Genomic DNA, 25,615 nt, shown 5'->3' on the forward strand with positions numbered 1-25,615 from the left:
AAGCACAGTGAGGATTTTTTACGCTGCCGCGTCGTCTGGTTCGTCCAGTTACAACGCGCCTTTCATTCTCAAGGACTTCTTCATGACCGCTGCCCAAACTTCCGAACGCCCGAGCCTGCGCTCGCAACGTCTGAACCAGATCACCCACTTGCCGCACAGCAAGCTCGACGCGCTGGTGAAAGCTCACGCACCATTCGAAACCCAAGCCAACTTCGCCCGCTTCGTGGTTGCCCAGTACCTGTTCCAGTCGGAACTGGTGTCGCTGTACAACGATGCAGAGCTGCTCGCCATCGTCCCGGACCTGCCAGAGCGTTGCCGCGCCGACGCCGCCAAGGCTGACCTGGCCGACCTGGAAACCGACGTCCCGGCCCCGGTGGCAGGCGCCGTGAACAGCCCGGGCAAGGCCGAGGCCCTGGGCTGGATCTTCGTCTCCGAAGGGTCGAAACTCGGTGCCGCGTTCCTGATCAAGCGCGCCGTTAGCCTGGGCCTGAGCGAAACCTTCGGTGCCCGTCACCTGGGAGAGCCAGCCGGAGGCCGCGCCGAAGGCTGGAAACGCTTCGTCAAAACACTCGACGGCCTGGCCTTCTCTGCACAGGAAGAAGCCGACATCGAAAAAGGCGCCATCGAGGCCTTCAACCGCTTCACCGTCCTGCTGGAACAGGCTTACGCCACAACCCCAGAACTCGCCTGACGGAACACAATCCCTTGTGGGAGCGAGCCTGCTCGCGATGACGGACTGACATACAACATGGATGTTGACTGAAACTCCGCTATCGCGAGCAGGCTCGCTCCCACAAGGGGGATTTCATCCGGGCTGACAGTTTTTTGAACTATGCTCGTGCTCTCTTCCGGAGGGCCTTCGATGACTGATTTCCTGACGTCCATTCAAGCCGCGCTCGGCTTGCCCGCTACTGCGATCACCGTTACCTCGAGCGGCGCCCTGCCCTCGGCGTTTGCCGTAACGGACCTCGCCAGCGCCAGTATTGCGGCTGCCGGCCAGGCCGCCAGCGAATTGCTGCAACAACAGACCGGCCGGTTACCGACCCTTGAAGTCGACCGTCGCCTCGCCTCCTTCTGGTTTGCCACCTCGATCCGCCCGATCGGCTGGAACGTGCCACCGCTGTGGGACCCCATCGCGGGTGACTACGCGACCCAGGATGGCTGGATTCGCCTGCACACCAATGCCCCCCATCACCGCCGAGCCGCCGAGCAGGTGCTGGGACACTGCTTTGATCGCAGCGCGATGGCCGCCAAGGTCGCTCAATGGAGCAAAAGAGAGCTGGAACACGCGATAGTCGAGGCTGGTGGTTGCGCCGCTGAAATGCGCTCATGGCCACAATGGCAGTCCCACCCTCAAGGGTTGGCGGTCAACGCCGAGCCGCTGATTGATTTTTCCGCCGGCAGCAGCGAGTGCTCGAAAGCCTGGCAAGGTTCGGTCGCACAACCGCTGGCAGGCATCAAGGTGCTGGACCTGACCCGCGTCCTCGCCGGGCCCGTTGCTAGCCGTTTCCTCGCGGGGTTGGGTGCCGATGTGTTGCGCATTGATCCACCGCAGTGGAACGAACCGGGTGTGATTCCGGAAGTCACCCTGGGTAAACGCTGCGCCCGCCTCGACCTGCACAACAACGTCGATCGCGGGGTATTCGAAAGCCTGCTCAAGGACGCCGACATCCTGCTCCACGGTTACCGCGCCAATGCCTTGGAGCGCCTCGGCTACGGCACCGCCGAACGGCAGATACTCGCCCCCGGCCTGATCGACGTTTGCCTCAATGCGTACGGCTGGAGCGGCCCCTGGCAAAACCGCCGGGGCTTCGACAGCCTGGTGCAAATGAGCAGCGGCATCGCCGAGGCAGGGATGCGCTGGAAGCACGCGGACAAACCGACACCCTTGCCGGTTCAGGCGCTGGACCACGCCACCGGTTACCTGATGGCGGCCAGTGCGATCAAGTTGTTGGCTGAGCGATTGAGTAGCGGACGCAGTGGCTCGGCACGATTATCTCTGGCGCGCACGGCCAAGTTGCTGGTTGAACAGGGACCGGGAACGGATGAGGCGTTACGGGCAGAAGATGACAGCGATCAGGGAATATTGGTTGAGCAGACCTCCTGGGGCCCGGCGCATCGGTTGCATGTGCCGCTGAAAATTACCGGCACGCCGTTGCAGTGGGCGATTCCGGCCGGGGAATTGGGTTCCCATCGCGCGCAGTGGTGGTGACTGTTCGACTGCCATCGCGAGCAGGCTCGCTCCCACAGGAAATTGCCGGTGTACGCGCGAACATATGCCTGAAACAAATCCAGTGTGGGAGCGAGCCTGCTCGCGATGACGATCGAACAGTCAACGCAACTGTCGAGACAATTTCAGTCAGCCCGAACCAACGACGTCCACAACACCTGCGCCGCATACCCCCGACACGGGCGCCAAGCCTCGGCACGGGCCAACAAATCACGCGGTGTCACCGGCCCGCCTTCCAGCGCCGCCAGCGCGTTGATCAATCCCACATCCCCTGATGGAAATGCATCCATCTCGCGCATCTGTCGCAACGCGATGTACTGCGCCGTCCAATCGCCAATCCCCCACAATGCCAGTAATCGCGCGACGCCGTCGTCCCGCCCCGGTTCAAACAGCAAGGGATCGTCAAGCAATGCCTGCGCGACACCCGACAACGTCCGCCCACGGCTTTTCGGCATTCCCAACGTCGCCAGATCCGCTGCCGCCAACACCGCCGCGTGAGGAAACACATGAGTCAATCCTGACAACGGCGCAGACAACGGTTCGCCATACTGCGCCACCAGCTTACCCGCCAGCTTGATCGCGGCGCCGACCGTGATCTGCTGACCCAGCACCGCGCGAATCGCCAGTTCCAGCCCATCCCACGTCCCCGGCACCCGTAAGCCGGGACGCTCGGCAATCAACCTTGCCATCAACGGATCAACCGTCAGTTGCTGATGAATACGTGGCAAGTCTGCGTCCAGATCGAACATCCGCCGCAACCGCGCAATGACTTCAGGCGTGGCTGACGCATCAGGAAAATCCAGCCTCACTGCCAGCGCATCACCAGCCGCTGGCGTAATCGAAAACGTGCCATGCACACCGTTCAGGCTGATGCTGCGCGAGTACACACCATCGACCACCGACTCCATCCCGGCAATCGCCCGCGCCGACAAAAAGCCGAGCATCGCCGGCCAGTCATAAGGCGGCTGATAGTCGAGCAACAGCCTCACAGCACCAGCCCGCCGAATCGAAGCGTTTGCGCCGGTTGCAACATCCCTACCTCTCATCTCGAATCGACTGTTTGTCATGTTTTGAAACCATAACAAGTGTTCATTTCATTAAATAGGCAACGTGGCATGACGTTAATAAAATAACGGCAAAAAACAATGCTTATTCAGAACACCCTCATCTATGCCATGAAGGCACTTTGCCGGTTTTTGTGCCTTACCCAAGATACATAAACTCTGTACTGAAAACAGATGTGCAAAATTTGCGCATTCTGAAAAAACAACTAGCTTCAAGGCTCGCAGCCATTAGCAGCCATCCCCGGTTAATTTATAGAAAGCCCTCTGGAACAGGCTTCTTGTGGCACACACGCTCTATTCAGGAAGTATTCACACATCCGTCATTAACAATGGAATGTGGCCATCAACTGATCCAGATCAGCTGCCCTGTCAGCGAACGGATTTAGAGTGTGGCTTCTCTTCTCCGGCAATGGAGTCATGCATGTCTGAATCTTCTGGAAAACTACGACTCGGCGCATTAGTCGCTCTGGTAGTGGGTTCCATGATTGGGGGCGGGATATTCTCTTTGCCGCAAAATATGGCCGCCAGTGCCGATGTCGGCGCAGTGCTGATTGGCTGGGCCATTACCGCCGTGGGCATGTTGACCCTGGCGTTCGTCTTCCAGACCCTCGCCAACCGCAAGCCTGACCTCGATGGCGGTGTCTACGCCTACGCCAAGGCCGGTTTCGGCGACTACATGGGTTTCTCGTCCGCCTGGGGTTACTGGATCAGTGCCTGGCTAGGCAACGTCGGCTACTTCGTTCTGCTGTTCAGCACCTTGGGCTACTTCTTCCCGATCTTCGGTGAAGGCAACACCGTGGCGGCGGTGATCGGCGCTTCGCTGCTGCTGTGGGCCGTGCACTTTCTGGTGCTGCGCGGGATCAAGGAAGCGGCGTTCATCAACCTGGTGACCACCGTCGCCAAAGTCGTGCCACTGGTGCTGTTCGTCTTGATCGCGATCTTCGCCTTCAAACTCGACATCTTTACCGCCGACATCTGGGGCCTGAAAAACCCTGACCTGGGCAGCGTCATGAACCAGGTGCGCAACATGATGCTGGTCACCGTCTGGGTGTTCATCGGCATCGAAGGCGCGAGCATCTTCTCGGCCCGTGCTGAAAAGCGTTCGGACGTCGGTAAAGCCACCGTCATCGGCTTCATCACCGTGCTGTTGTTCCTGGTGCTGGTGAACGTGCTGTCGCTGGGCATCATGACTCAGCCAGCACTGGCCAAACTGCAAAACCCGTCGATGGCCGCCGTGCTTGAACACGTTGTCGGTCACTGGGGCGCGGTGCTGATCAGCGTCGGCCTGGTCATCTCGTTGCTGGGGGCATTGCTGTCGTGGGTGCTGCTGTGTGCGGAGATCATGTTCGCCGCCGCCAAGGACCACACCATGCCGGCGTTCCTGCGTAAGGAAAACTCCAAACAGGTACCGGTCAATGCCTTATGGCTGACCAACGTCATGGTGCAGATTTTCCTGATCATCACCCTGTTCTCGGCCAGTACCTACCTGTCACTGATCTACCTCGCCACCTCGATGATTCTGGTGCCTTACCTGTGGTCGGCGGCCTATGCATTGCTGCTGGCGGTACGCGGCGAGAGCTACGAAAACGCCCTGGCCGAACGCAAGAAAGACCTGATCATCGGTGCCATTGCGCTGATCTACGCGATCTGGCTGCTGTACGCAGGCGGCATCAAATACCTGCTGCTGTCCGCCCTGCTCTATGCCCCCGGCGCAATCCTGTTCGCCAAGGCCAAGCGCGAGTTGGGCAAAGCGGTTTTCACCAACATCGAGAAGCTGATTTTCACCGCGGTAGTCATTGGCGCGCTGGTGGCGGCCTACGGACTCTACGACGGCTTCCTGACCCTGTAGCTCCCGCTTGTAACACTCGACTGTTTTGTTATCTGGAGGATCTGTAATGACCACGGAAAAAGTTAAGTACGGCGTACATTCCGAAGCCGGCAAACTGCGCAAAGTCATGGTGTGCTCCCCAGGCCTGGCTCACCAGCGGCTGACCCCGAACAACTGCGACGAACTGCTTTTCGATGATGTGCTGTGGGTGGCCCAGGCCAAGCGTGACCATTTCGACTTCGTCACCAAAATGCGCGAGCGCGATATCGATGTGCTGGAAATGCACAACCTGCTGACCGACATCGTCGCCAACCCAGAAGCGCTGGACTGGATCCTGGAGCGCAAGATCACCGCCAACTCGGTGGGTGTCGGCCTGGTCCACGAAGTCGGCGCCTGGTTGCGCAGCCTCGAGCCGCGCAAGATCGCCGAGTTCCTGATTGGTGGCGTGTCGGCCGATGACCTGCCCAACAGCTTCGGCGGCAAGACCATCGAAATGTTCCGCGACTTCCTCGGGCACTCCAGCTTCATTCTGCCGCCGCTGCCGAATACCCAGTTCACCCGCGACACCACCTGCTGGATCTATGGCGGCGTCACGCTGAACCCGATGCACTGGCCGGCGCGCCGTCAGGAAACCTTGCTGGCCAGCGCGATCTACAAGTTCCACCCGGAGTTCACCAACGCCGACTTCCAGGTCTGGTACGGCGACCCGGATCAGGAGCACGGCAACGCCACACTGGAAGGCGGCGATGTGATGCCCATCGGTAACGGCGTGGTGTTGATCGGCATGGGCGAACGCTCGTCCCGTCAGGCCATTGGCCAACTGGCACTGAACCTGTTCAAGCACAATGCGGTCGAGCGGGTAATCGTTGCCGGCCTGCCGAAATCCCGCGCGGCGATGCACCTGGACACCGTGTTCAGCTTCTGCGACCGCGACCTGGTGACGATCTTCCCGGAAGTGGTCAGCCAGATTGTGGCCTTCACCCTGCGCCCTGACGAAAGCAAACCGGGCGGCATCGATATCCGCCGCGAAGAAACCAGCTTCCTCGACACCGTGGCCGCCGCGCTCAACCTCAAGGCCCTGCGCATCGTCGAAACCGGCGGCAACAGCTTCGCCGCCGAACGTGAACAGTGGGACGACGGCAACAACGTGGTGGCCGTGGAACCCGGCGTGGTAATCGGTTACGACCGCAACACCTACACCAACACCCTGCTGCGCAAGGCCGGGGTCGAGGTCATCACCATCAGCGCCAGCGAACTCGGCCGCGGCCGTGGCGGCGGCCACTGCATGACCTGCCCGATCATCCGCGACCCGATCGACTACTAACTTTCAAACCTTGGCCGGGGCTTACAGAGCACCGGCCTTGGGGATAACCGAAACCCAAGGAGATCCACATCATGGCTTTCAACATGCGTAATCGCAGCCTGCTGAGTTTGATGCACCACACCAATCGTGAACTGCATTACTTGCTGGACCTGTCCCGCGACCTGAAACGCGCCAAGTACACCGGCACCGAACAGCCGCACCTCAAAGGCAAGAACATCGCGCTGATCTTCGAAAAAACCTCGACCCGCACCCGCTGCGCATTCGAAGTCGCGGCCCATGACCAGGGCGCTCACGTCACCTACATCGACCCGGTGTCGTCGCAAATCGGCCACAAGGAAAGCATGAAAGACACCGCCCGCGTTCTCGGGCGGATGTTCGATGCCATCGAGTACCGCGGCTTCGAACAGGAGATCGTCGAAGAGCTGGCCACGTTTGCAGGCGTGCCGGTGTTCAATGGCCTGACCGCCGAGTTCCACCCAACGCAAATGATCGCCGACACCCTGACCATGCGCGAGCACAGCGACAAGCCGCTGCATGACATCAGCTACGCCTACCTCGGTGACGCGCGCTACAACATGGGCAACTCGCTGCTGATGATCGGCGCCAAACTCGGCATGGACGTGCGCATCGGCGCGCCGAAAGCGCTGTGGCCCCATCAGGACTTCATCGATCAGTGCAAAGCCTTCGCTGAAGAAAGCGGTGCACGCATCACGATCACCGAAGACCCGAGAGAAGCCGTCAAGGGCGTGGACTTCATCCACACCGACATCTGGGTGTCGATGGGTGAACCGGTCGAAGCGTGGGACGAGCGTATCGAACAACTGCTGCCGTACCAGGTCAACGCTAAAATGATGAAAGCCTCGGGCAATCCCCGGGTGAAATTCATGCATTGCCTGCCGGCGTTCCACAACAGCGAAACCAAGGTCGGCAAGGATATCGCGGCGCGCTACCCGCACCTGGCCAATGGCGTTGAGGTGACTGAAGAAGTATTCGAATCGCCCGCCAACATCGCCTTCGAGCAAGCGGAAAACCGCATGCACACCATCAAGGCGATCCTGGTCTCGGCGCTGGCGGATATTTAACGATCAACACGGTTTGCTCTTTGTGGGAGCGAGCCTGCTCGCGATTACGGACTGACATTCACCCTGGATGTTGGCTGATATACCGCTATCGCGAGCAGGCTCGCTCCCACAGGAGAACGAGTTGCTCGCTCTCTTTTTGAAAGGATTGCATTATGCGTATCGTCATTGCACTGGGCGGTAACGCCCTGCTCCGCCGTGGTGAACCCATGACCGCGGACAATCAACGCGGCAATATCCGCGTCGCCACCGAACAGATCGCCAAGATCCATCCCGGCAACCAACTGGTGATCGCTCACGGCAATGGCCCGCAAATCGGCCTCCTGTCGTTGCAGGCGGCCGCCTACACCTCTGTCAGCCCTTATCCGCTGGACGTGCTGGGTGCTGAAACCGATGGGATGATCGGCTATATCATCGAACAGGAACTGGGCAATCTGCTGGACTTCGAAGTGCCCTTCGCGACCCTGCTGACCCAAGTCGAAGTCGACCCCAATGACCCGGCGTTCCAACACCCGAGCAAGCCCATCGGCCCGGTCTATTCCAAGGCCGAAGCAGAAAAACTCGCCGCCGAAAAAGGCTGGGCCATTGCCCCGGACGGCGACAAGTTCCGTCGCGTGGTGGCCAGCCCGAAACCCAAGCGCATCTTCGAAATCCGCCCGGTCAAGTGGCTGCTGGAAAAAGGCAGCATCGTGATCTGCGCAGGCGGTGGCGGCATTCCGACGATGTACGACGAGCACCGCAAGCTCAAGGGCGTTGAAGCAGTGATCGATAAAGACCTGTGCTCGGCGCTGCTGGCCGAACAACTGGAAAGTGACTTGCTGGTGATCGCCACCGACGTCAACGCCGCGTTTATCGACTTTGGCAAGCCGACCCAGAAAGCCATCGCTCGGGCCCACCCGGACGACATCGAAAAACTCGACTTTGCCGCTGGCTCCATGGGGCCGAAGGTCCAGGCTGCCTGCGAGTTCGCCCGCAACACTGGCAAAGTCGCGGTGATCGGTTCACTCTCGGACATCGAAGCGATCGTCCAGGGTAGGGCCGGCACCCGAATCAGCACGGCTGAACCTGGTATCACTTACCTGTAAATCCAACCGGGCAGGACTTGAACCTGCCCCGTTTCAACGCCTTTGAAGGAGATGTCCATGGCCATATTTGAGCCCGGTCACTTGCACATCGAGCGCCATGCACTGAACAAGGACGACTTCAGCTACAACCTGTGCATTGACTATGAGGTCACCACAGATCCCAAGGAAGGCAAGGGCATGCTCTTCACCGTGCATGGCTCGGTCGAGGGCAAGGACCTGAAGGAAGACTTCTTCCTGGCCAAAGACCAGGCCTTCGACTTTGCCCGACATGCCACGCGCATCGCACAGAAGTACGGCATGCCCAAGACGGCCAACATCAGCTCGCTGCACAAGTACTACGACGAAATGTTCAAGGACGTACGCAAGCAGCTTGACGTGAAATCCGGGGATCCGGTGAAGCCCGAACATCTGGAATAACCCGCACGTCCCTGTCGGAGCGGTGTTGAGGTGAAGTCCTGCGCAGGATTTCACCATTAGCCCGCCCCAAGGCATACTTGCCACCCTCCGCACTCCAGAACACTGAACCGTCCCATGCGTATCCACGTCAGCTTCATCGACCGCGTCGGCATAACCCAGGAAGTCCTGGCCTTGCTCGGTGGGCGCAATCTCAATCTGGATGCGGTGGAAATGGTTCCACCGAACGTTTACATCGATGCGCCGACCCTTAGCCCGCAAGTGCTCGAAGAGCTGAGCGATGCGCTATTCAACGTGCGCGGCGTGCAAGCGGTGACGGTGGTCGACATTCTTCCCGGCCAACGTCGGCACCTGCAACTCGACGCGTTGCTGGCGGCGATGACCGACCCGGTGCTGGCCCTCGATAGCGCGGGCAACGTGTTGCTGGCCAACCCGGCGCTGATCGCCTTGTACGGCCGTGAACCCGCCGGGGAAAGCGTCGCCGAGCTGTTCAGCGATCCGGCGTTGCTGGATACGTTGCTGGAAAACGGCTTTCGTCTGCCGTTGCGCGAGATCACCGTCAACGGCCAGACCTTGCTGCTGGACGCTACGCCCATCACCGATGCCGGCGCCCTGCTGACCTTGTACCAACCCAATCGCATCGGTGAGCAGCTCTCGGCGTTGCACCACGATCACGCCGAAGGTTTCGATGCGTTGCTCGGCGAATCCCCGGCGATCCGCACCCTTAAGGCCCGTGCACAACGGGTGGCGGCGCTCGATGCGCCGCTGCTGATCCAGGGTGAAACCGGCACCGGCAAAGAACTGGTGGCCCGCGCCTGCCACGCGATCAGCGCCCGACACAGCGCGCCGTTCCTGGCATTGAACTGCGCGGCATTGCCGGAGAACCTCGCCGAAAGCGAGCTGTTCGGCTACGCCCCCGGCGCCTTCACCGGCGCTCAGCGTGGCGGCAAGCCAGGCCTGATGGAACTGGCCAACCAGGGCACCGTGTTCCTCGACGAGATCGGCGAAATGTCGCCGTACTTGCAGGCCAAACTGTTGCGTTTCCTCAACGATGGCAGCTTCCGTCGGGTCGGTGGCGATCGCGAGGTCAAGGTCAATGTGCGGATCCTCAGCGCCACTCACCGCGACCTGGAAAAAATGGTCAGCGAGGGCGCGTTCCGTGAAGACCTGTTCTACCGCCTCAACGTGCTCAACGTCGAAGTCCCGCCGCTGCGTGAGCGCGGTCAGGACATCCTGTTGCTGGCCCGCTACTTCATGCAGCAGGCCTGCACACAGATCCAGCGCCCGGTCTGTCGCCTGGCGCCCGGCACTTACCCGGCCCTGCTTGGCAACCGCTGGCCGGGCAATGTGCGGCAATTGCAGAATGTGATCTTCCGCGCCGCAGCCATTTGCGAAAGCAGCCTGGTGGACATCGGCGACCTGGACATCGCCGGCACCTCCGTGGCGCGCGAAAGCGACGTGGATGTCGACAGCCTTGAGCAGGCCGTGGAAGCGTTCGAGAAAACCCTGCTGGAAAAGCTTTACGTCAACTACCCCTCGACCCGCCAACTGGCCAGCCGCTTGCAAACCTCCCACACCGCCATCGCCCATCGATTGCGCAAGTACGGGATTCCCGGCAAGGCCTGAACCTGACGCGGTCAAATGTGGGAGCGGGCTTGCTCGCGAAGAACGATAACGCGGTGTATCTGAATGACCGTGGCGCGCCATTCGCGAGCAAGCCCGCTCCCACAGGGTTAGCCACCACTGCGCGACTTACTTCAAAAACGACCTCCACCTGTACTGAATGCGCTACAGCGGAACGATTTCGCTACACACCCATTTAAACTGCGCTACGCAAGGCTTTGATCCCCATAGGCTTTTTTACACGCCTCAATCTGTAGCGATTTCGCTACAGTCGTGTTTTTCACCTCGCCCAAAATAATCATCAACCTATTGATTTATAACAATTAAAAAACATTGGCCGCGTTCTTGCTATGTATCTGGCTATTCAGCTCTGCCCTGCACGAGCATTCAATCGCGTCCACCAGACGAGTCTGGCCCTGAGGAGTTTCCATGAGCGAGTTGCGTTTTACTGAAGATCACGAATGGCTGCGCACCGAAGCTGACGGCAGTGTTACGGTCGGCATCACCGCCTTTGCACAGAACGCCTTGGGCGACGTGGTTTTCGTACAACTGCCTGAGCTGCAGTCCTACGAACAAGGCGCTGAAGCAGCCACCGTGGAATCGGTAAAAGCTGCCAGCGGCGTGTACATGCCACTGGACGGTGAAGTGCTGGAAGTGAACCCGGCGCTGGACAGCAGCCCTGAACTGGTCAACGAAGATCCGCTGGGCGAAGGCTGGTTCTTCCGCTTCAAGCCTGTCGACGCCTCGGCTGTCGCCAAACTGCTGGATCAGGACGCTTACGACCGTCTGATCAAAGCCAACGCCGAAGCCTGAGGAGCCGCAATGACTATCAATCTAAGCACCGCCAACGAATTCATCGCGCGCCACATCGGCCCGCGCGCTGGCGATGAGCAAGCCATGCTCAACAGCCTCGGCTTTGACTCGCTGGAAGCCCTGAGCGCCAGCGTCATCCCCGACAGCATCAAAGGCACCAGCGTTCTCGGACTGGAAGACGGCTTGAGCGAAGCCGAGGCCCTGGCCTCGATCAAAGCCATCGCCGCCAAGAACCAACTGTTCAAGACCTACATCGGCCAGGGCTACTACAACTGCCACACGCCATCGCCGATCCTGCGCAACCTGCTGGAAAACCCGGCCTGGTACACCGCCTACACCCCGTACCAACCAGAAATTTCCCAGGGTCGCCTGGAAGCGCTGCTGAACTTCCAGACGCTGATCAGCGACCTGACCGGCCTGCCGATCGCCAACGCGTCCCTGCTGGACGAAGCCACTGCCGCTGCTGAAGCCATGACCTTCTGCAAACGCCTGAGCAAGAACAAGGGCAGCCACGCTTTCTTCGCCTCGATCCACAGCCACCCGCAAACCCTGGATGTGCTGCGCACCCGTGCCGAGCCGTTGGGCATTGACGTGGTGGTCGGCGACGAACGCGAACTGACCGATGTCAGCACGTTCTTCGGCGCTCTGCTGCAATACCCGGCGAGCAACGGCGACCTGTTCGACTACCGCGAGCTGACCGAACGCTTCCACGCTGCCAATGCGCTGGTCGCAGTCGCCGCTGACCTGCTGGCCCTGACCGTGCTGACCCCGCCGGGCGAGTTCGGCGCCGACGTGGCCATCGGCAGCGCCCAACGCTTCGGCGTACCGTTGGGCTTCGGTGGCCCGCACGCGGCCTACTTCTCCACCAAGGATGCGTTCAAGCGCGACATGCCGGGCCGTCTGGTCGGCGTCTCCGTGGACCGTTTCGGCAAGCCGGCCCTGCGCCTGGCCATGCAGACCCGCGAGCAACATATCCGTCGCGAGAAAGCCACCAGCAACATATGCACCGCCCAAGTGCTGCTGGCCAACATCGCCAGCATGTACGCCGTGTATCACGGGCCTAAAGGCCTGACGCAGATCGCCAACCGCATTCATCACCTGACCGCGATCCTCGCCAAAGGCTTGAGCGCACTGGGTCTGAACGTTGAGCAAGCAAACTTCTTCGACACCCTGACCCTGGCCACCGGCGCCAACACCGCGGCCCTGCACGACAAGGCCCGCGCCCAGCGCATCAACCTGCGTGTCATCGATGGCGAGCGTCTGGGTCTGTCCCTCGACGAAACCACCACCCAAGCCGACATCGAAACCCTGTGGAGCGTGCTGGCTGACGGCAAAGCCCTGCCGGACTTCGCCGCGCTGGCCGCCTCGGTACAAAGCCGCATCCCGGCTGAACTGGTGCGTCAATCGCCGATCCTCAGCCACCCGGTGTTCAACCGTTACCATTCGGAAACCGAGCTGATGCGCTACCTGCGCAAGCTCGCCGACAAGGACCTGGCGCTGGATCGCACCATGATCCCGTTGGGTTCGTGCACCATGAAACTCAACGCCGCCAGTGAAATGATCCCGGTGACCTGGGCCGAATTCGGCGCCCTGCACCCGTTCGCCCCGGCAGAGCAAAGCGCCGGTTACCAGCAACTGACTGACGAACTGGAAGCAATGCTCTGCGCTGCCACCGGTTACGACGCAATTTCGCTGCAACCGAACGCCGGCTCCCAAGGCGAATACGCTGGCTTGCTGGCGATCCGCGCCTACCACCAGAGCCGTGGCGAAGAGCGCCGCGACATCTGCCTGATCCCGTCGTCGGCCCACGGCACCAACCCGGCCACTGCCAACATGGCCGGCATGCGCGTGGTCGTCACCGCCTGCGACGCTCGCGGCAACGTCGACATCGAAGACCTGCGCGCCAAAGCCATCGAGCACCGCGAGCACCTCGCCGCGCTGATGATCACCTACCCATCGACCCACGGCGTGTTCGAAGAAGGCATCCGCGAAATCTGCGGGATCATTCATGACAATGGCGGCCAGGTGTACATCGACGGCGCCAACATGAACGCCATGGTCGGCCTCTGCGCACCGGGCAAGTTCGGCGGCGACGTGTCGCACCTGAACCTGCACAAAACGTTCTGCATCCCGCACGGCGGTGGCGGCCCGGGTGTTGGCCCGATTGGCGTGAAATCGCACCTGACGCCGTTCCTGCCGGGGCACGCGGCCATGGAACGCAAGGAAGGCGCGGTCTGCGCGGCACCGTTCGGCAGCGCGAGCATTCTGCCGATCACCTGGATGTACATCCGCATGATGGGCGGCGCTGGCCTCAAGCGGGCTTCGCAATTGGCGATCCTCAACGCCAACTACATTTCCCGTCGCCTCGAAGAACACTACCCAGTGCTCTACACCGGCAGCAACGGTCTGGTCGCCCACGAATGCATCCTCGACCTGCGTCCGCTGAAAGACAGCAGCGGCATCAGCGTCGATGACGTGGCCAAGCGCCTGATCGATTTCGGCTTCCACGCACCGACCATGTCGTTCCCGGTGGCCGGCACGTTGATGATCGAGCCGACCGAAAGCGAATCCAAGGAAGAACTGGACCGCTTCTGCGACGCCATGATCCGCATCCGCGAAGAAATCCGCGCAGTGGAAAACGGCACCCTGGACAAGGACGACAACCCGCTGAAAAACGCCCCGCACACGGCTGCGGAAATCGTTGGCGAGTGGACTCACCCGTACAGCCGTGAGCAAGCGGTGTATCCAGTCGCTTCGTTGATCGAAGGCAAATACTGGCCACCGGTCGGTCGGGTCGACAACGTGTTCGGCGACCGCAACCTGATTTGCGCCTGCCCGTCGATCGAAAGCTACGCTTAAACCTGAGTGGGGCGGCTAATCCCGCCCCACTTTCAAAAACACCGCATATCTCTTGTGGGAGCGAGCCTGCTCGCGATAGCGGTCTATCCGTCGACATCTTTGTTGAATGTCAGTCCGCTATCGCGAGCAGGCTCGCTCCCACAGGGATCAGAGCCCACCGTCATGATCGGTCAATTCCTATAACAAGAAACCGGAGAACAACCATGTCGTTAAGCGTGTTCGACCTGTTCAAGATTGGCATCGGCCCCTCCAGCTCCCACACCGTCGGTCCGATGCGCGCCGCTGCGCGCTTCGTCGAAGGCCTGCGTCGTGAAAACCTGCTGGCAGCCACTATCTGCGTCAAAGTCGAGCTCTACGGCTCGCTCGGCGCCACTGGCAAAGGCCACGGCAGCGACAAGGCCGTGTTGCTGGGTCTGGAAGGTGAACACCCGGACACCGTGAACACCGAGAACATCGCCGCCCGCCTGCTCGAGATTCGCAGCAGCGGTCGCTTGAACCTGCTCGGTGAGCACGTCATCGAATTCAATGAAAAACTGCACCTGGCGATGATTCGCAAGCCATTGGCCTATCACCCCAACGGCATGATCTTTCGTGCCTTCGATGCGGCCGGCATCCAGATCCGCAGCCGCGAGTATTACTCGGTCGGTGGCGGTTTTGTGGTCGACGAAGACGCTGCCGGCGCCGACCGTATCGTCGAGGACGCGACGCCGCTGACCTTCCCGTTCAAAAGCGCCAAGGACCTGCTCGGCCATTGCGCCACTTATGGGCTGTCCATCAGCCAGGTGATGCTGACCAACGAAAGCGCCTGGCGCCCGGAAGCGGAAACCCGCGCCGGCCTGCTGAAGATCTGGCAAGTGATGCAGGACTGCGTGGCTGCCGGCTGCCGTAACGAAGGGATTCTGCCCGGAGGCTTGAAGGTCAAGCGTCGTGCGGCGGCGCTGCATCGACAACTGTGCAAGAACCCGGAGTCGTCGTTGCGCGATCCATTGTCGGTGCTCGACTGGGTCAACCTGTATGCGCTGGCGGTCAACGAAGAAAACGCCAACGGTGGGCGTGTGGTCACGGCGCCCACCAATGGTGCAGCCGGGATCATCCCCGCAGTGTTGCATTACTACATGCGCTTCATCCCCGGTGCCAACGAAGACGGCGTGGTGCGATTCCTGCTCACCGCCGCCGCCATCGGTATTCTGTACAAGGAAAACGCTTCGATCTCCGGCGCCGAAGTCGGTTGCCAGGGCGAAGTCGGCGTGGCCTGCTCAATGGCTGCCGGCGCGCTCTGCGAAGTGCTCGGCGGCACGGTGCAGCAAGTGGAAAACGCCGCCGAAATCGGCATGGAACACAACCTCGGCCTGACCTGCGACCCGATTGGCGGGCTGGTGCAAGTGCCGTGCATCGAGCGCAACGCCATGGGCTCGGTCAAAGCCATCAATGCGGTGCGCATGGCCCTGCGCGGCGACGGTCAGCACTTCGTCTCCCTCGACAAGGTCATCCGCACCATGCGCCAGACCGGTGCCGACATGAAAAGCAAATACAAGGAAACCGCCCGTGGCGGTTTGGCGGTCAACATTATCGAGTGCTGATGCGAACGTATCTGCATCAGTGCAATTTTCAGGAGCTGCATATGTCCACCGAACAACTGTTGAAAACCCCGCTGCACGCGCTGCACATCGAACTCGGTGCGCGCATGGTGCCATTCGCCGGCTACGACATGCCGGTCCAGTACCCGCTGGGCGTGATGAAAGAACACCAGCACACCCGTGATCAGGCCGGGTTGTTCGATGTCTCGCACATGGGCCAGATCCGCCTGACCGGTGCCAACGCCGCCAAGGCCCTGGAAACCCTGGTGCCGGTGGACATCATCGACCTGCCAGTGGGCATGCAGCGCTATGCGATGTTCACCAACCAGAACGGTGGCATCCTCGACGACCTGATGGTCGCCAACCTCGGGAACGACGAGTTGTTCCTGGTGGTCAACGCCGCCTGCAAGGATCAGGACCTGGCGCACCTGCGCCAGCACATCGGCGATCAATGCAGCATCGAGCCATTGTTCGAAGAACGCGCCCTGCTCGCCCTGCAAGGCCCGGCCGCAGTGACCGTGCTCGCGCGTGTGGCCCCTGAAGTGGCGCAGATGACGTTCATGCAGTTCACCCGCGTGACCTTGCTCGGCGTCGACTGCTTTGTCAGCCGTTCGGGCTACACCGGTGAAGACGGTTTCGAAATCTCCGTGCCGGCCGCCGATGCCGAGGCCCTCGCTCGGGCCTTGCTGGCCGAACCGGAAGTCGCGGCCATCGGCCTCGGCGCCCGTGACTCGCTGCGCCTGGAAGCCGGCCTGTGCCTCTACGGCCACGACATGAACACCGAAACCACACCGATCGAAGCCAGCCTGCTGTGGGCCATCTCCAAGCCACGACGTGCCGACGGTGCGCGTGCCGGTGGTTTCCCGGGCGCCGAGACCGTATTCGCCCAGCAACAAAACGGTGTCCGCCGTAAACGCGTCGGCCTGCTGCCTCAGGAACGCACGCCGGTGCGCGAAGGTGCGGAAATCGTCAACGAAGCAGGCGAAATCATCGGCAGCGTCTGCAGCGGCGGCTTCGGGCCGACCTTGGGTGGCCCTTTGGCCATGGGTTACCTCGACAGTGCTTACATCGCACTCGATACCCAGGTTTGGGCGATTGTACGTGGGAAAAAGGTGCCTTTGCTTGTAAGCAAAATGCCATTTGTTCCACAACGCTACTATCGTGGTTGATTGACTGTTCCTATAAGTAACGCGGTTGCGTAACAGTGCACTAATCTGTAACGCAACCGCCATAAAACAGTGCATACCTGGATCAGGCACTTCGATTGTGAACTTGACTTATATCAATCGAAAACAATTGAACAACACTATCGAATAAGCAGCATTATCCATCCTGTGAAACAGCCATCAAGCCAAGCAATACGCGGCTTCCACGGGGCTTGTTTTTTCTCCCGTAGTTGGCGTAGAGTTTGTTCACTGTGTTTGCATGGGTCGCTTGGAATCGTGACCTGGGCAGTAGCCTACAAGTTAGCTACATCCCGCTCGACGCCTCTTACTCTCCTGCAACCAGCTCCAGTACTCTTTCATGAGAAAGAGGCTGTCATCAATTTTTGCGTCAAAGGAAATAAGAAATGTCCCAACGTCAGAGCGGCACCGTCAAGTGGTTTAACGACGAGAAAGGTTTTGGTTTTATCACTCCAGAAAGCGGTCCGGATCTGTTCGTGCATTTCCGTGCCATTCAGGGCAACGGCTTCAAGAGCCTGAAAGAAGGCCAGAAAGTCACTTTCATCGCTGTGCAGGGCCAGAAAGGCATGCAAGCTGACGAAGTACAAGCAGAAGGCTGATCTTCTGTAACGAAAAAGCCCCTGATGCTGACATCAGGGGCTTTTTTGTACGCGTAATTCCGTAAAATGGCTTCTTTTTCCAGCCGAGAGCCACTCCATGTCGAAACACCTGCTAAGCCCCCAGGGTGAATTCCCTATCGCCGGCCTGGGCCGTCGCCTGGCAGCGATGTTCTACGACTTCTTGCTGTGCACCGCCCTGCTTATCGTCACCGGCGGTATCTACAAGATGGTGCAGATGGCAATCATCGGCGAAGAGAAGATGCGCGCCCTGACCGAGGCCGGCGCACTGGATGGCGATCCGCTTTTTTCAACCATCCTGTTGTTCGTGCTGTTTGGCTTCTTCGCCAAATTCTGGACCTGGTCCGGTCAGACCCTCGGCATGCAAGTCTGGTGCATCCGCGTACAGAACGCCGACGGTTCGGCGATCAGCCTGTGGCAGGCGCTGTTGCGCTTTGTGGTGTCGATCGCGTCCTTGCTGTGCGCAGGCCTGGGGTTCTTCTGGGTACTCTTCGACAAACAGCAGCGCAGCTGGCACGACATGTACTCCAACAGCCAGCTGGTGCGGATCCCGAAGAAGAAAAAATAACCCCTCGAAACTCCGAACCCTGTGGCGAGGGAGCTTGCTCCCGCTGGGGCGCGAAGCGCCCCTAAAACTGCCAACTCGATTTGCCGGTTAAAAGTGCATCCAGGACTTTACGACGGCTACGCCGCMGAGCGGGAGCAAGCTCCCTCGCCACAGATGATCAGGCGTTACCCGCCAGCTTCATCCGCGCTGCCGCGGTGAAGTCGAGCATGCGCTTGAGCGGGCGAATTGCCTGAGGGATCAGCGCCGGCTCGACGAAGATCTCGCCTGAGCCCTCACGCAGGCACTGTAGCGTGCGCTCGAGGGTGTTCATCGCCATCCACGGGCAATGCGCGCAACTGCGGCATGCCGCGCCGTTGCCGGCGGTAGGCGCCTCGATAAAGACCTTGTCCGGGCACAGCTGCTGCATTTTGTAGAAAATGCCGCGGTCGGTCGCAACGATCAGGGTCTTGTTCGGCAGGCTTTGCGCAGCGGCGATCAGCTGGCTGGTGGAGCCCACCGCGTCGGCCAACTCGATCACCGCTGTCGGCGATTCAGGGTGCACCAGAATCGCGGCATCCGGATACAGGGCCTTCATGTCTTCCAGCTGTTTGGCCTTGAACTCTTCGTGAACGATGCAGGCGCCGTCCCAGAGCAGCATGTCGGCGCCGGTCTTGCGCTGAATGTAGGTGCCCAGGTGTTTGTCCGGGCCCCAGATGATCGTCTCGCCGTTATCCATCAGGCTCTCGACAATCTCCAGCGCGCAGCTGGAGGTCACCACCCAGTCCGCCCGCGCCTTCACCGCTGCCGAGGTGTTGGCATATACCACCACCGTACGCTCCGGGTGCTGATCGCAAAACGCCGAGAACTCGTCGACCGGGCAACCCAGGTCCAGCGAGCAGGTCGCCTCCAGGGTCGGCATCAGCACGCGTTTTTCAGGGTTGAGGATTTTTGCCGTCTCGCCCATGAACTTCACACCGGCAACCACCACGGTCTTTGCCGGGTGAGCGTTGCCGAAGCGGGCCATTTCCAGCGAATCGGAAACGCAGCCACCGGTTTCTTCGGCCAGGGCCTGAATGATCGGATCACAATAGAAGTGGGCAACCAGCACCGCGTCCTGAGCCTTGAGCTCGGCGGCGATGGCGGCGCGGTAATGGGCTTGCTCTTCGGCGCTCAGCGGTTTTGGCTGTTTGGCGTCGAGGTGGGCTTGTACCAGAAGGCGTTCTGAAATTTGCGTCATTATCGCAAGACCTACAGGCGCTTTCGCGCGAAAGTCGAGTATACACCCGGCTCCGGACCACAGAAGGTACCGCCGGGAGAGTGAGTATTCATCAGGCATGGACAGCGTTGAAGCTGCGCAAGGCTACAGAATATCCCCGAGATGCAAAAGATCATTCTGACCTGTGTCGCGCGGAGCTGCACTCGAATTGAGCCGAGCTCAAATCGCGGGCAAAAAAAAACCCGGAAATCCTCACTTACGTGGGCCTTCCAGATTTTTTAAAATGGTGGGTCGTGTGGGATTCGAACCTACGACCAATTGGTTAAAAGCCAACTGCTCTACCAACTGAGCTAACGACCCGCTGTGTGGTGGCGCGTATAATACTGATTTTTAAGGACTATTCAACACCTAATTTGAAATAAATCAAAAATAAACGGTTGGGTCGCTGATTCCGGCCGCCAGGAAGCCTTCTGCACGCAAACGGCAGCTGTCGCACTTGCCGCATGCACGGCCGTTATCGTCTGCCTGATAGCAGGAAACCGTCAGTGCATAGTCGACGCCAAGCTTCACGCCCGCCTGGACAATTTGCGCCTTGCTGAGGTTTTGCAGCGGTGCCTGAATACGGAAACCGTTCCCCTCTACCCCGGCCTTGGTCGCCAGATTGGCCATGCGCTCGAAGGCTTCGATGAACTCGGGACGGCAATCCGGGTAACCGGAATAGTCCACCGCATTCACGCCGATGAAAATATCGCGCGCGCCGAGCACTTCGGCCCAGCCCAATGCGAGAGACAGGAACACCGTATTGCGGGCCGGCACGTAAGTGATCGGGATACCTTCACTTGGCGCCTCAGGCACATCGATGGAGCTGTCGGTCAATGCCGAGCCACCAATGCCGTTCAGGTTCAGGCCAATCACCTTATGCTCGATCACGCCCAGATCGCGCGCCACACGTTCGGCAGCCTGCAACTCGGCGCGGTGGCGCTGACCATAGTCGAAACTCATGGTGTAGCAGCTGTAGCCCTCAGCACGGGCCATCGCCACGACCGTTGCCGAGTCCAGGCCGCCGGACAGCAGGATGACCGCACGTTTTTCAGTAGTGTTCAGTTGTTCAGCCATTTCAGCGCCCCGGCTCGTCGTTCCAAAGATATTTGTGCAGCTGCAATTGCAGGCGCACCGGCAGGTTGTCCGCAACAATCCAGTCAGCCAGCTCGCGCGCGCTCAAGTCATGGTGACTCGGCGAGAACAGGACTTCACCGGCACGCTGGTCGAGACCGTACTGAATCAGCTTGGACACCGCCCAGTCGTAGTCTTCGCGCGAGCAGATCACGAACTTGACCTGATCGTTGGCCGTCAGCAGCGCGATGTTCTCATAGAGGTTGCGGTGCGCTTCTTTCGACCCGGGTGTTTTCAGGTCGAGCACTCGGCTGACCCGTGGATCGACTGCGGAGATATCCAGCGCGCCACTGGTTTCCAGCGACACCTCGTAACCGGCGTCACACAACTGCTTGAGCAAAGGGATGGCGTTAGGTTGTGCCAACGGCTCACCGCCGGTGACACAGACGTAGCGCGGACGAAAGCCGGCCACTTGCTCGAGGATATCGTCGAGTGGGCGAATGGTGCCGCCAGTGAAGGCATAGGCGCTGTCGCAGTATTGGCAACGCAATGGGCAACCGGTCAGGCGCACAAATACAGTGGGCAGCCCGGCAGTCCGCGTTTCACCCTGCAACGAGTAAAAAACTTCGGTAATTCTCAATGTGTCTTGCATAGTCGCCACGGGCGTAACAGCTAAACAGGCTGTCCGCCTCCGTCAGGCACTTAAAGGAACCCCGCCAACGCGCAGATCCCTAAAAGCGGTGTTTCATAAAAAAGGGGGGTGAATTCTAACGAAAAAACCCGCGGCAAGCGCGGGTTTCTTGTAAACGGGTCAAACAGCCTTACATGCGCTGCAGATCGCGTTGGGCCAGCTGAGCGGCGGAAGTACCCGGGTACTGGGAAACCACCTGCTGCAGAATGCCTTTGACCTTGTCGGTATGACCCAGGCGGCGCTCTACGTCAGCGAGCTTGTACAGCGAGTCAGGCACTTTGGCGTGCTTGGGGTACAGCTGCGAAACCTTGGCAAACGCCTGACCCGCGCCTTGCAGGTCGCCCTTGGCCAGGTTCACTTCGCCCAACCAGTATTGGGCATTGCCCGCGTACTGACTGTTCGGGTATTTGCGCAGGAATGCCGCAAATGCCTGGCTGGCCTTGTCGAAGTCCTTGGCTTTGATCAGGTCGAAGGCCGCATCGTAATAGAGCTTTTCCTTCGCCGGATCACCCGGTTCGCTGCTGGCCGCAGGGGCTTGAGTGGCAGCACTCGCACCTGCAGCTGCACCGGCGGCATTATTCATATCGCCGCCGGCTGGAGAATTTTGAGGAGCCGCAGCGGGTGCACCGCCGGTTCCAATACGCCGATCAAGATCCTGGTATCGCTCCAGGTTTTCCTGCTTCATGCGCGCTATATCATTTTGCAGAACTTCGATCGCCCCCTGTTGCCGCGCGATTTGTTCCTGCATTTGTTGCAGTTGGTTGAACAGCACGCCCTGCGCCGAGGCAGGGGCCGTAACCCCTCCCCCGGCATAGGCGCCGTTCGTACCGTAACCCGCAGGCGGATAACTGCTCCCGCTATTGTTATAACCGGAGTTGTCATCGACCACAGGAACCGCAGCCCACACCGCAAGCGGTGCGAGACTGAGAGCCAGAACAGTTACAGCACGACGGCACGTTCGCATGACGAATTACTTACGCAGTTCGACGCGACGGTTTTGAGCCCAGGACTGCTCGTCGTGGCCAGTAGCAACTGGACGCTCTTTACCGTAGGAAACCAGTTCCGCCTGAGCTGGGGAAACACCTTGCAGTACCAGGTAGCGTTGAACGGCTTTCGCACGACGCTCGCCCAGTGCCATGTTGTACTCACGAGTACCACGTTCGTCGGTGTTGCCTTCCAGAACAACGCGAGCGCCGTTTGCTTTCAGGTCTTTGGCGTGAACGTCCAGAGCGCGCATGGCTTCTGGCTTCAGGTCCGAGCTGTCGTATTCGAAGTAGAAGGTGGTGATTGCGCGCAGAGCAGCTTCTTCGCTCAGGGAGCCGTCAACTGCACCAGTGTTAGCGCCGTAACCAGCGTTTGGATCTACAGCGCCTGCACCGGCGTTGTCGCCGCCTTTGGACGAGCAACCTACAGCTACAGCCATGGCCAGGGCCAGCGCAGCAAACTTACCAAACTTCAGCATTTCCATCGTGAAACTCCTAATGAACCCCAATGTGTTAAGTAAAACGTGTAGCGCCGCGTCAGTTCAGGTAAGGGGACCAGGAAGGTTCTCTGACTTCGCCTTGAGCGGTAGGAAGCGGGAGCCTTACGCGTCCATTGATGGACACGAGCATCAAGACTCCCCGGCCCTGCTGGGCGGTGGCGTAGATTACCATGGTGCCGTTGGGCGCAACAGTGGCTGACTCATCTAGGTTGGTGTCTGTCAGGATCTTTACACTACCGCGCTGCAAATCCTGAGCCGCCACCCGGAAATTGGTGAAGCCATCCTGACGGTGAATCATGACAAGCGTCTTTTCGTCAGCCGACAGTTTCGGGTTGGCGTTGTAGTTACCGATAAAGGTCACACGCTCCGCACCACCACCATTGCTGTTGGTCTTGTAGATCTGCGGCTTGCCGCCACGGTCGGAGGTGAAGTAAATGGTCGAACCATCCTTGCCCCAGAACGGTTCGGTGTTGATGCCAGGACCAGCCGTCACACGATTGATCTGACGCGAAGCCAGGTTCATCACGTAGATGTCCGGGTTGCCGTCCTTGGACAGCACGAACGCCAGGCGCGAACCATCCGGCGACCAGGCTGGCGCGCCGTTGAGGCCTTCGAAGTTGGTGATCTGCTCGCGGCGACCGGTGTCGATGTTCTGCATGAAAATGCGCGGACGCTTCTGCTCGAACGACACATAGGCAATGCGCTTGCCATCAGGAGCGAAACGCGGCGACAGGATCGGCTCACGCGATTGCAGCAGGGTCACGGCACGAGCACCGTCGTAGTCCGAACGCTGCAGGGTGTAGCGCGTGTTGTTCACCGAAAAACGTTCAGCCGTTACATACAGCAGGCGTGTGGAGAACGCGCCCTTGATGCCGGTCAGTTTTTCGAACGACTGGTCGGAGATGTAGTGCGCCATGTCGCGCAGTTGATCGACGCCACCCGACACGCTACCGGTCAGCACTTGCTGCTCGGTCGCGACGTTGAACAGTGCGTATTGCACCTGCAGGCGACCGCCCGCCGGAACGATGCTGCCGACCATGATGTACTGGGCGCCCAGGGCCTTCCAGTCACGGTAGATGACTTCGCTGGCCGAAGTCGGCTGGCTGATCATGTTCTGCTTCGGAATCGGCGAGTAGTAACCCGAGTTGCGCAGGTCGTTACCGATGATTTCCGCCATGTCGTCCGGCAGGACACTACCGCCCTGCCAGCCAAATGGAACGACCGCAATCGGTGTTGCCCGGTCACTGCCGCTGGTGACCAGAATGTTCTTTTCATCTGCTGCCGCTATCCCTGCCATGCAGCAAATAACGACAAGCATTCCTCGAAGAAGGTTTCTCACAAGGCTAGATCCTCAGGTGTGAATGTCATCTTGAATGAACGATAGGGAGCGAAATCGCTCGGCTTCATTCCCTGCATTTCTGTCAAACGTCCAATATTCTTGACCGCCGCTACAGCCGAAGCGTCAAACGGACCATCGCCACTGGACTTGGCCACGCCGACCGAAGTCACCGTACCATCAGGCAACATGCCGATTTGCAGCACGACCGTCATGCCTTTGCGGGCCGAAGGAGGACGAGCCCAACCTTCCGCTGCCCGAGCACGAATCAGATCATCGAAACTGCCCGCGGTTTCATCGCCCTGCTCATCGGCCAAGGCCTGCTGACGCTGCGGCGTGTCGGAAAGCAAATCAGCCAGGGCCTGAGCCTTTTTCTCTTCGGCAGATTTACGCGCCGCTTCCTGCGATTTTTTCTTCGCAGCATCGGCAGCAGCTTTCTTCTTCGCTTCCTCGGCGACTTTCTTCTTCGCCTCGTTTGCTTCAGCTACCTTCTTGGCGTCTTCCGCGGCTTTCTTCTTCGCGTCTTCGACTATCTTTTTCTTCGCTTCTTCAGCAGCCTCTTTCTTGGCCTCTTCTTCAGCGGCTTTCTTGGCTTCTTCTTCAGCTTTCTTCTTGGCTATATCAGCCAATTGTTTCTGTTCGGCCTTTTTGGCTTCGGCGGTCTTCTTCGCTTCATCGGCTTTCTTGGCTTCATCAGCCTTTTTCGCCTCTTCCGCTTTCTTCGACTCGTCGGCCTTCTTGGCTTCCTCGGCTTTTTGAGCCGCCGCTTCTTTCTTTTGTTCCGCAGCCTTCACCGCTTCCTGCTCGACCTTCTTCTGTTCCATCTGTTCGACTTCGGTCTGGCGCGCAGCGGATTTCTGCGCTTCACCCGCAATCTTCTGATTGGTCTGGGTAGTCGCCCGACTTTTCGATTTCAGTTGGTACAGGGTCGCCTGGACGATCGGTTTGGCCGGCGGCAACTCCGGGGTCATGGCAAAACTGACGAACAGCATGCCAAATACCAGCACGTGCAGGCCGATCGCCCAGACACTAGGCCAGAAGTAGCTTTCCGAGGCTGTCGGCTCTCGCTGTTGCTGCATCAGGGCGCCTCGGTAATCAAGCCAACATTACCGACCCCGGCTTTCTGCAACCCACCCATGGCCCCCATGACGGAGCCGTAATCGACGCTCTTGTCGCCACGAATGAAGACCTGGGTGTGCTTGCCGTTTTCATTACCCGCGCTGATGATTTTGGTCACGGCGCTGGTCATCTGCGGCAGGGTCATGGCCCTGTCCTGCTGCTTATCGGTGTCGACTTCGCTGCCAAGGTTCCAGTAATAGGTCTTGTCAGCCTTGATCGAAATGGTCAGGACCTGGGTGTTGTTGTCTTGCGGCAAGGCTTCGCTGGAAACCTTGGGCAGATCAACTTTCACGCCCTGATTGAGCATCGGTGCGGTCACCATGAAGATGACCAGCAGTACCAGCATCACGTCGATGTAAGGCACCACGTTCATCTCGGCAACCGGCTTGCGCTTTTTGCGAGCTCGAGCGATT

23 protein-coding genes and 1 tRNA gene are annotated in these 25,615 nt (G+C 59.7%); 14 read left to right on the top strand and 10 right to left on the bottom strand.

All coding sequences use genetic code 11. From position 1 onward, the window contains the following. Window positions 1-82: 82 nt before the first annotated feature. Both AC1DIH_RS13755 and AC1DIH_RS13760 read left to right on the top strand, forming a co-directional pair. Window positions 83-691, top strand: a complete 609-nt coding sequence (locus AC1DIH_RS13755) for a biliverdin-producing heme oxygenase (RefSeq protein ID WP_477772083.1) — start codon at window positions 83-85, stop codon at window positions 689-691. A gap of 171 nt (window positions 692-862) precedes the next feature. Continuing rightward, window positions 863-2,212, top strand: coding sequence for a CoA transferase (locus AC1DIH_RS13760; RefSeq protein ID WP_477772084.1), 1,350 nt, complete (start codon window positions 863-865; stop codon window positions 2,210-2,212). A 143-nt stretch (window positions 2,213-2,355) separates the two neighbouring features. On the opposite strand, the gene AC1DIH_RS13765 is transcribed toward AC1DIH_RS13760, so the two are convergent. Next, window positions 2,356-3,219 (bottom strand): DNA-3-methyladenine glycosylase family protein, encoded by an 864-nt coding sequence (locus tag AC1DIH_RS13765; RefSeq protein WP_477772085.1) that lies wholly within the window; start codon window positions 3,217-3,219, stop codon window positions 2,356-2,358. A 496-nt stretch (window positions 3,220-3,715) separates the two neighbouring features. Here AC1DIH_RS13765 and arcD point away from each other — a divergent pair, with 496 nt between their 5' ends. The 12 genes from arcD (at window position 3,716) to AC1DIH_RS13825 (ending at window position 18,265) form a co-directional block, all read left to right on the top strand. After that, window positions 3,716-5,143 carry an arginine-ornithine antiporter gene (gene arcD / locus AC1DIH_RS13770; protein WP_477772086.1) on the top strand — a complete coding sequence of 476 codons (1,428 nt, stop codon included), beginning with the start codon at window positions 3,716-3,718 and terminating at the stop codon, window positions 5,141-5,143. Window positions 5,144-5,189: 46 nt separating this feature from the next. Then, window positions 5,190-6,446, top strand: a complete 1,257-nt coding sequence (gene arcA / locus AC1DIH_RS13775; RefSeq protein ID WP_477772087.1) for an arginine deiminase — start codon at window positions 5,190-5,192, stop codon at window positions 6,444-6,446. 71 nt (window positions 6,447-6,517) lie between these two features. Continuing rightward, entirely contained in the window at window positions 6,518-7,528 is a 1,011-nt protein-coding gene (locus tag AC1DIH_RS13780) for an ornithine carbamoyltransferase (protein ID WP_477772088.1), read from the top strand. A gap of 152 nt (window positions 7,529-7,680) precedes the next feature. Further along, window positions 7,681-8,610 (top strand): carbamate kinase, encoded by a 930-nt coding sequence (gene arcC, locus AC1DIH_RS13785; protein WP_054593698.1) that lies wholly within the window; start codon window positions 7,681-7,683, stop codon window positions 8,608-8,610. Window positions 8,611-8,667: 57 nt separating this feature from the next. Then, on the top strand, window positions 8,668-9,027 hold the full coding sequence (locus AC1DIH_RS13790) for a DUF5064 family protein (protein WP_477772089.1): 360 nt from the start codon (window positions 8,668-8,670) through the stop codon (window positions 9,025-9,027). A 114-nt stretch (window positions 9,028-9,141) separates the two neighbouring features. Continuing rightward, entirely contained in the window at window positions 9,142-10,650 is a 1,509-nt protein-coding gene (locus AC1DIH_RS13795) for a sigma-54-dependent transcriptional regulator (protein ID WP_477772090.1), read from the top strand. Between the two features lie 426 nt (window positions 10,651-11,076). Continuing rightward, on the top strand, window positions 11,077-11,460 hold the full coding sequence (gene gcvH / locus AC1DIH_RS13800; RefSeq protein ID WP_477772091.1) for a glycine cleavage system protein GcvH: 384 nt from the start codon (window positions 11,077-11,079) through the stop codon (window positions 11,458-11,460). A 9-nt stretch (window positions 11,461-11,469) separates the two neighbouring features. Continuing rightward, window positions 11,470-14,319: an aminomethyl-transferring glycine dehydrogenase gene (gene gcvP, locus AC1DIH_RS13805; RefSeq protein ID WP_477772092.1), complete on the top strand. Its 2,850-nt coding sequence runs from the start codon at window positions 11,470-11,472 to the stop codon at window positions 14,317-14,319. A gap of 203 nt (window positions 14,320-14,522) precedes the next feature. Next, the gene (locus tag AC1DIH_RS13810; RefSeq protein ID WP_477772093.1) at window positions 14,523-15,899 is read left to right on the top strand and encodes an L-serine ammonia-lyase; all 1,377 of its coding nucleotides are present in this window, start codon (window positions 14,523-14,525) and stop codon (window positions 15,897-15,899) included. 41 nt (window positions 15,900-15,940) lie between these two features. Then, the gene (gcvT, locus tag AC1DIH_RS13815) at window positions 15,941-17,065 is read left to right on the top strand and encodes a glycine cleavage system aminomethyltransferase GcvT (RefSeq protein ID WP_477772094.1); all 1,125 of its coding nucleotides are present in this window, start codon (window positions 15,941-15,943) and stop codon (window positions 17,063-17,065) included. 401 nt (window positions 17,066-17,466) lie between these two features. Beyond that, window positions 17,467-17,679, top strand: a complete 213-nt coding sequence (locus AC1DIH_RS13820) for a cold-shock protein (protein WP_007931076.1) — start codon at window positions 17,467-17,469, stop codon at window positions 17,677-17,679. A gap of 97 nt (window positions 17,680-17,776) precedes the next feature. Next, window positions 17,777-18,265, top strand: a complete 489-nt coding sequence (locus AC1DIH_RS13825; protein WP_019693244.1) for an RDD family protein — start codon at window positions 17,777-17,779, stop codon at window positions 18,263-18,265. A 157-nt stretch (window positions 18,266-18,422) separates the two neighbouring features. Here the strand turns inward: AC1DIH_RS13825 and nadA are convergent, their stop codons facing one another. The 9 genes from nadA to tolR all read right to left on the bottom strand — a co-directional run bounded on the left by nadA (window position 18,423) and on the right by tolR (window position 25,614). After that, on the bottom strand, window positions 18,423-19,481 hold the full coding sequence (nadA, locus tag AC1DIH_RS13830; RefSeq protein WP_054593706.1) for a quinolinate synthase NadA: 1,059 nt from the start codon (window positions 19,479-19,481) through the stop codon (window positions 18,423-18,425). Between the two features lie 263 nt (window positions 19,482-19,744). After that, window positions 19,745-19,820 (bottom strand) — tRNA-Lys (locus tag AC1DIH_RS13835). A 63-nt stretch (window positions 19,821-19,883) separates the two neighbouring features. Then, window positions 19,884-20,576, bottom strand: a complete 693-nt coding sequence (gene queC / locus AC1DIH_RS13840) for a 7-cyano-7-deazaguanine synthase QueC (protein WP_477772095.1) — start codon at window positions 20,574-20,576, stop codon at window positions 19,884-19,886. Between the two features lies 1 nt (window position 20,577). After that, complete coding sequence (gene queE / locus AC1DIH_RS13845) at window positions 20,578-21,225, bottom strand: 7-carboxy-7-deazaguanine synthase QueE (protein WP_477772096.1); 648 nt, start codon at window positions 21,223-21,225, stop codon at window positions 20,578-20,580. A 169-nt stretch (window positions 21,226-21,394) separates the two neighbouring features. Next, on the bottom strand, window positions 21,395-22,228 hold the full coding sequence (gene ybgF, locus AC1DIH_RS13850) for a tol-pal system protein YbgF (protein ID WP_477772097.1): 834 nt from the start codon (window positions 22,226-22,228) through the stop codon (window positions 21,395-21,397). Window positions 22,229-22,234: 6 nt separating this feature from the next. After that, a complete protein-coding gene (pal, locus tag AC1DIH_RS13855; RefSeq protein WP_019693252.1) occupies window positions 22,235-22,732 on the bottom strand; it encodes a peptidoglycan-associated lipoprotein Pal in 498 nt (165 codons plus the stop codon). A 52-nt stretch (window positions 22,733-22,784) separates the two neighbouring features. Next, window positions 22,785-24,065, bottom strand: a complete 1,281-nt coding sequence (tolB, locus tag AC1DIH_RS13860; protein ID WP_477772155.1) for a Tol-Pal system beta propeller repeat protein TolB — start codon at window positions 24,063-24,065, stop codon at window positions 22,785-22,787. Window positions 24,066-24,082: 17 nt separating this feature from the next. Then, window positions 24,083-25,162, bottom strand: coding sequence for a cell envelope integrity protein TolA (gene tolA / locus AC1DIH_RS13865; RefSeq protein WP_427531675.1), 1,080 nt, complete (start codon window positions 25,160-25,162; stop codon window positions 24,083-24,085). Continuing rightward, window positions 25,162-25,614: a protein TolR gene (tolR, locus tag AC1DIH_RS13870; protein WP_162174768.1), complete on the bottom strand. Its 453-nt coding sequence runs from the start codon at window positions 25,612-25,614 to the stop codon at window positions 25,162-25,164. Before tolR ends, tolA begins: the two co-directional genes overlap by 1 nt. Window position 25,615 lies beyond the last annotated feature (1 nt).

The organism is Pseudomonas sp. 05N36 (assembly GCF_056397385.1).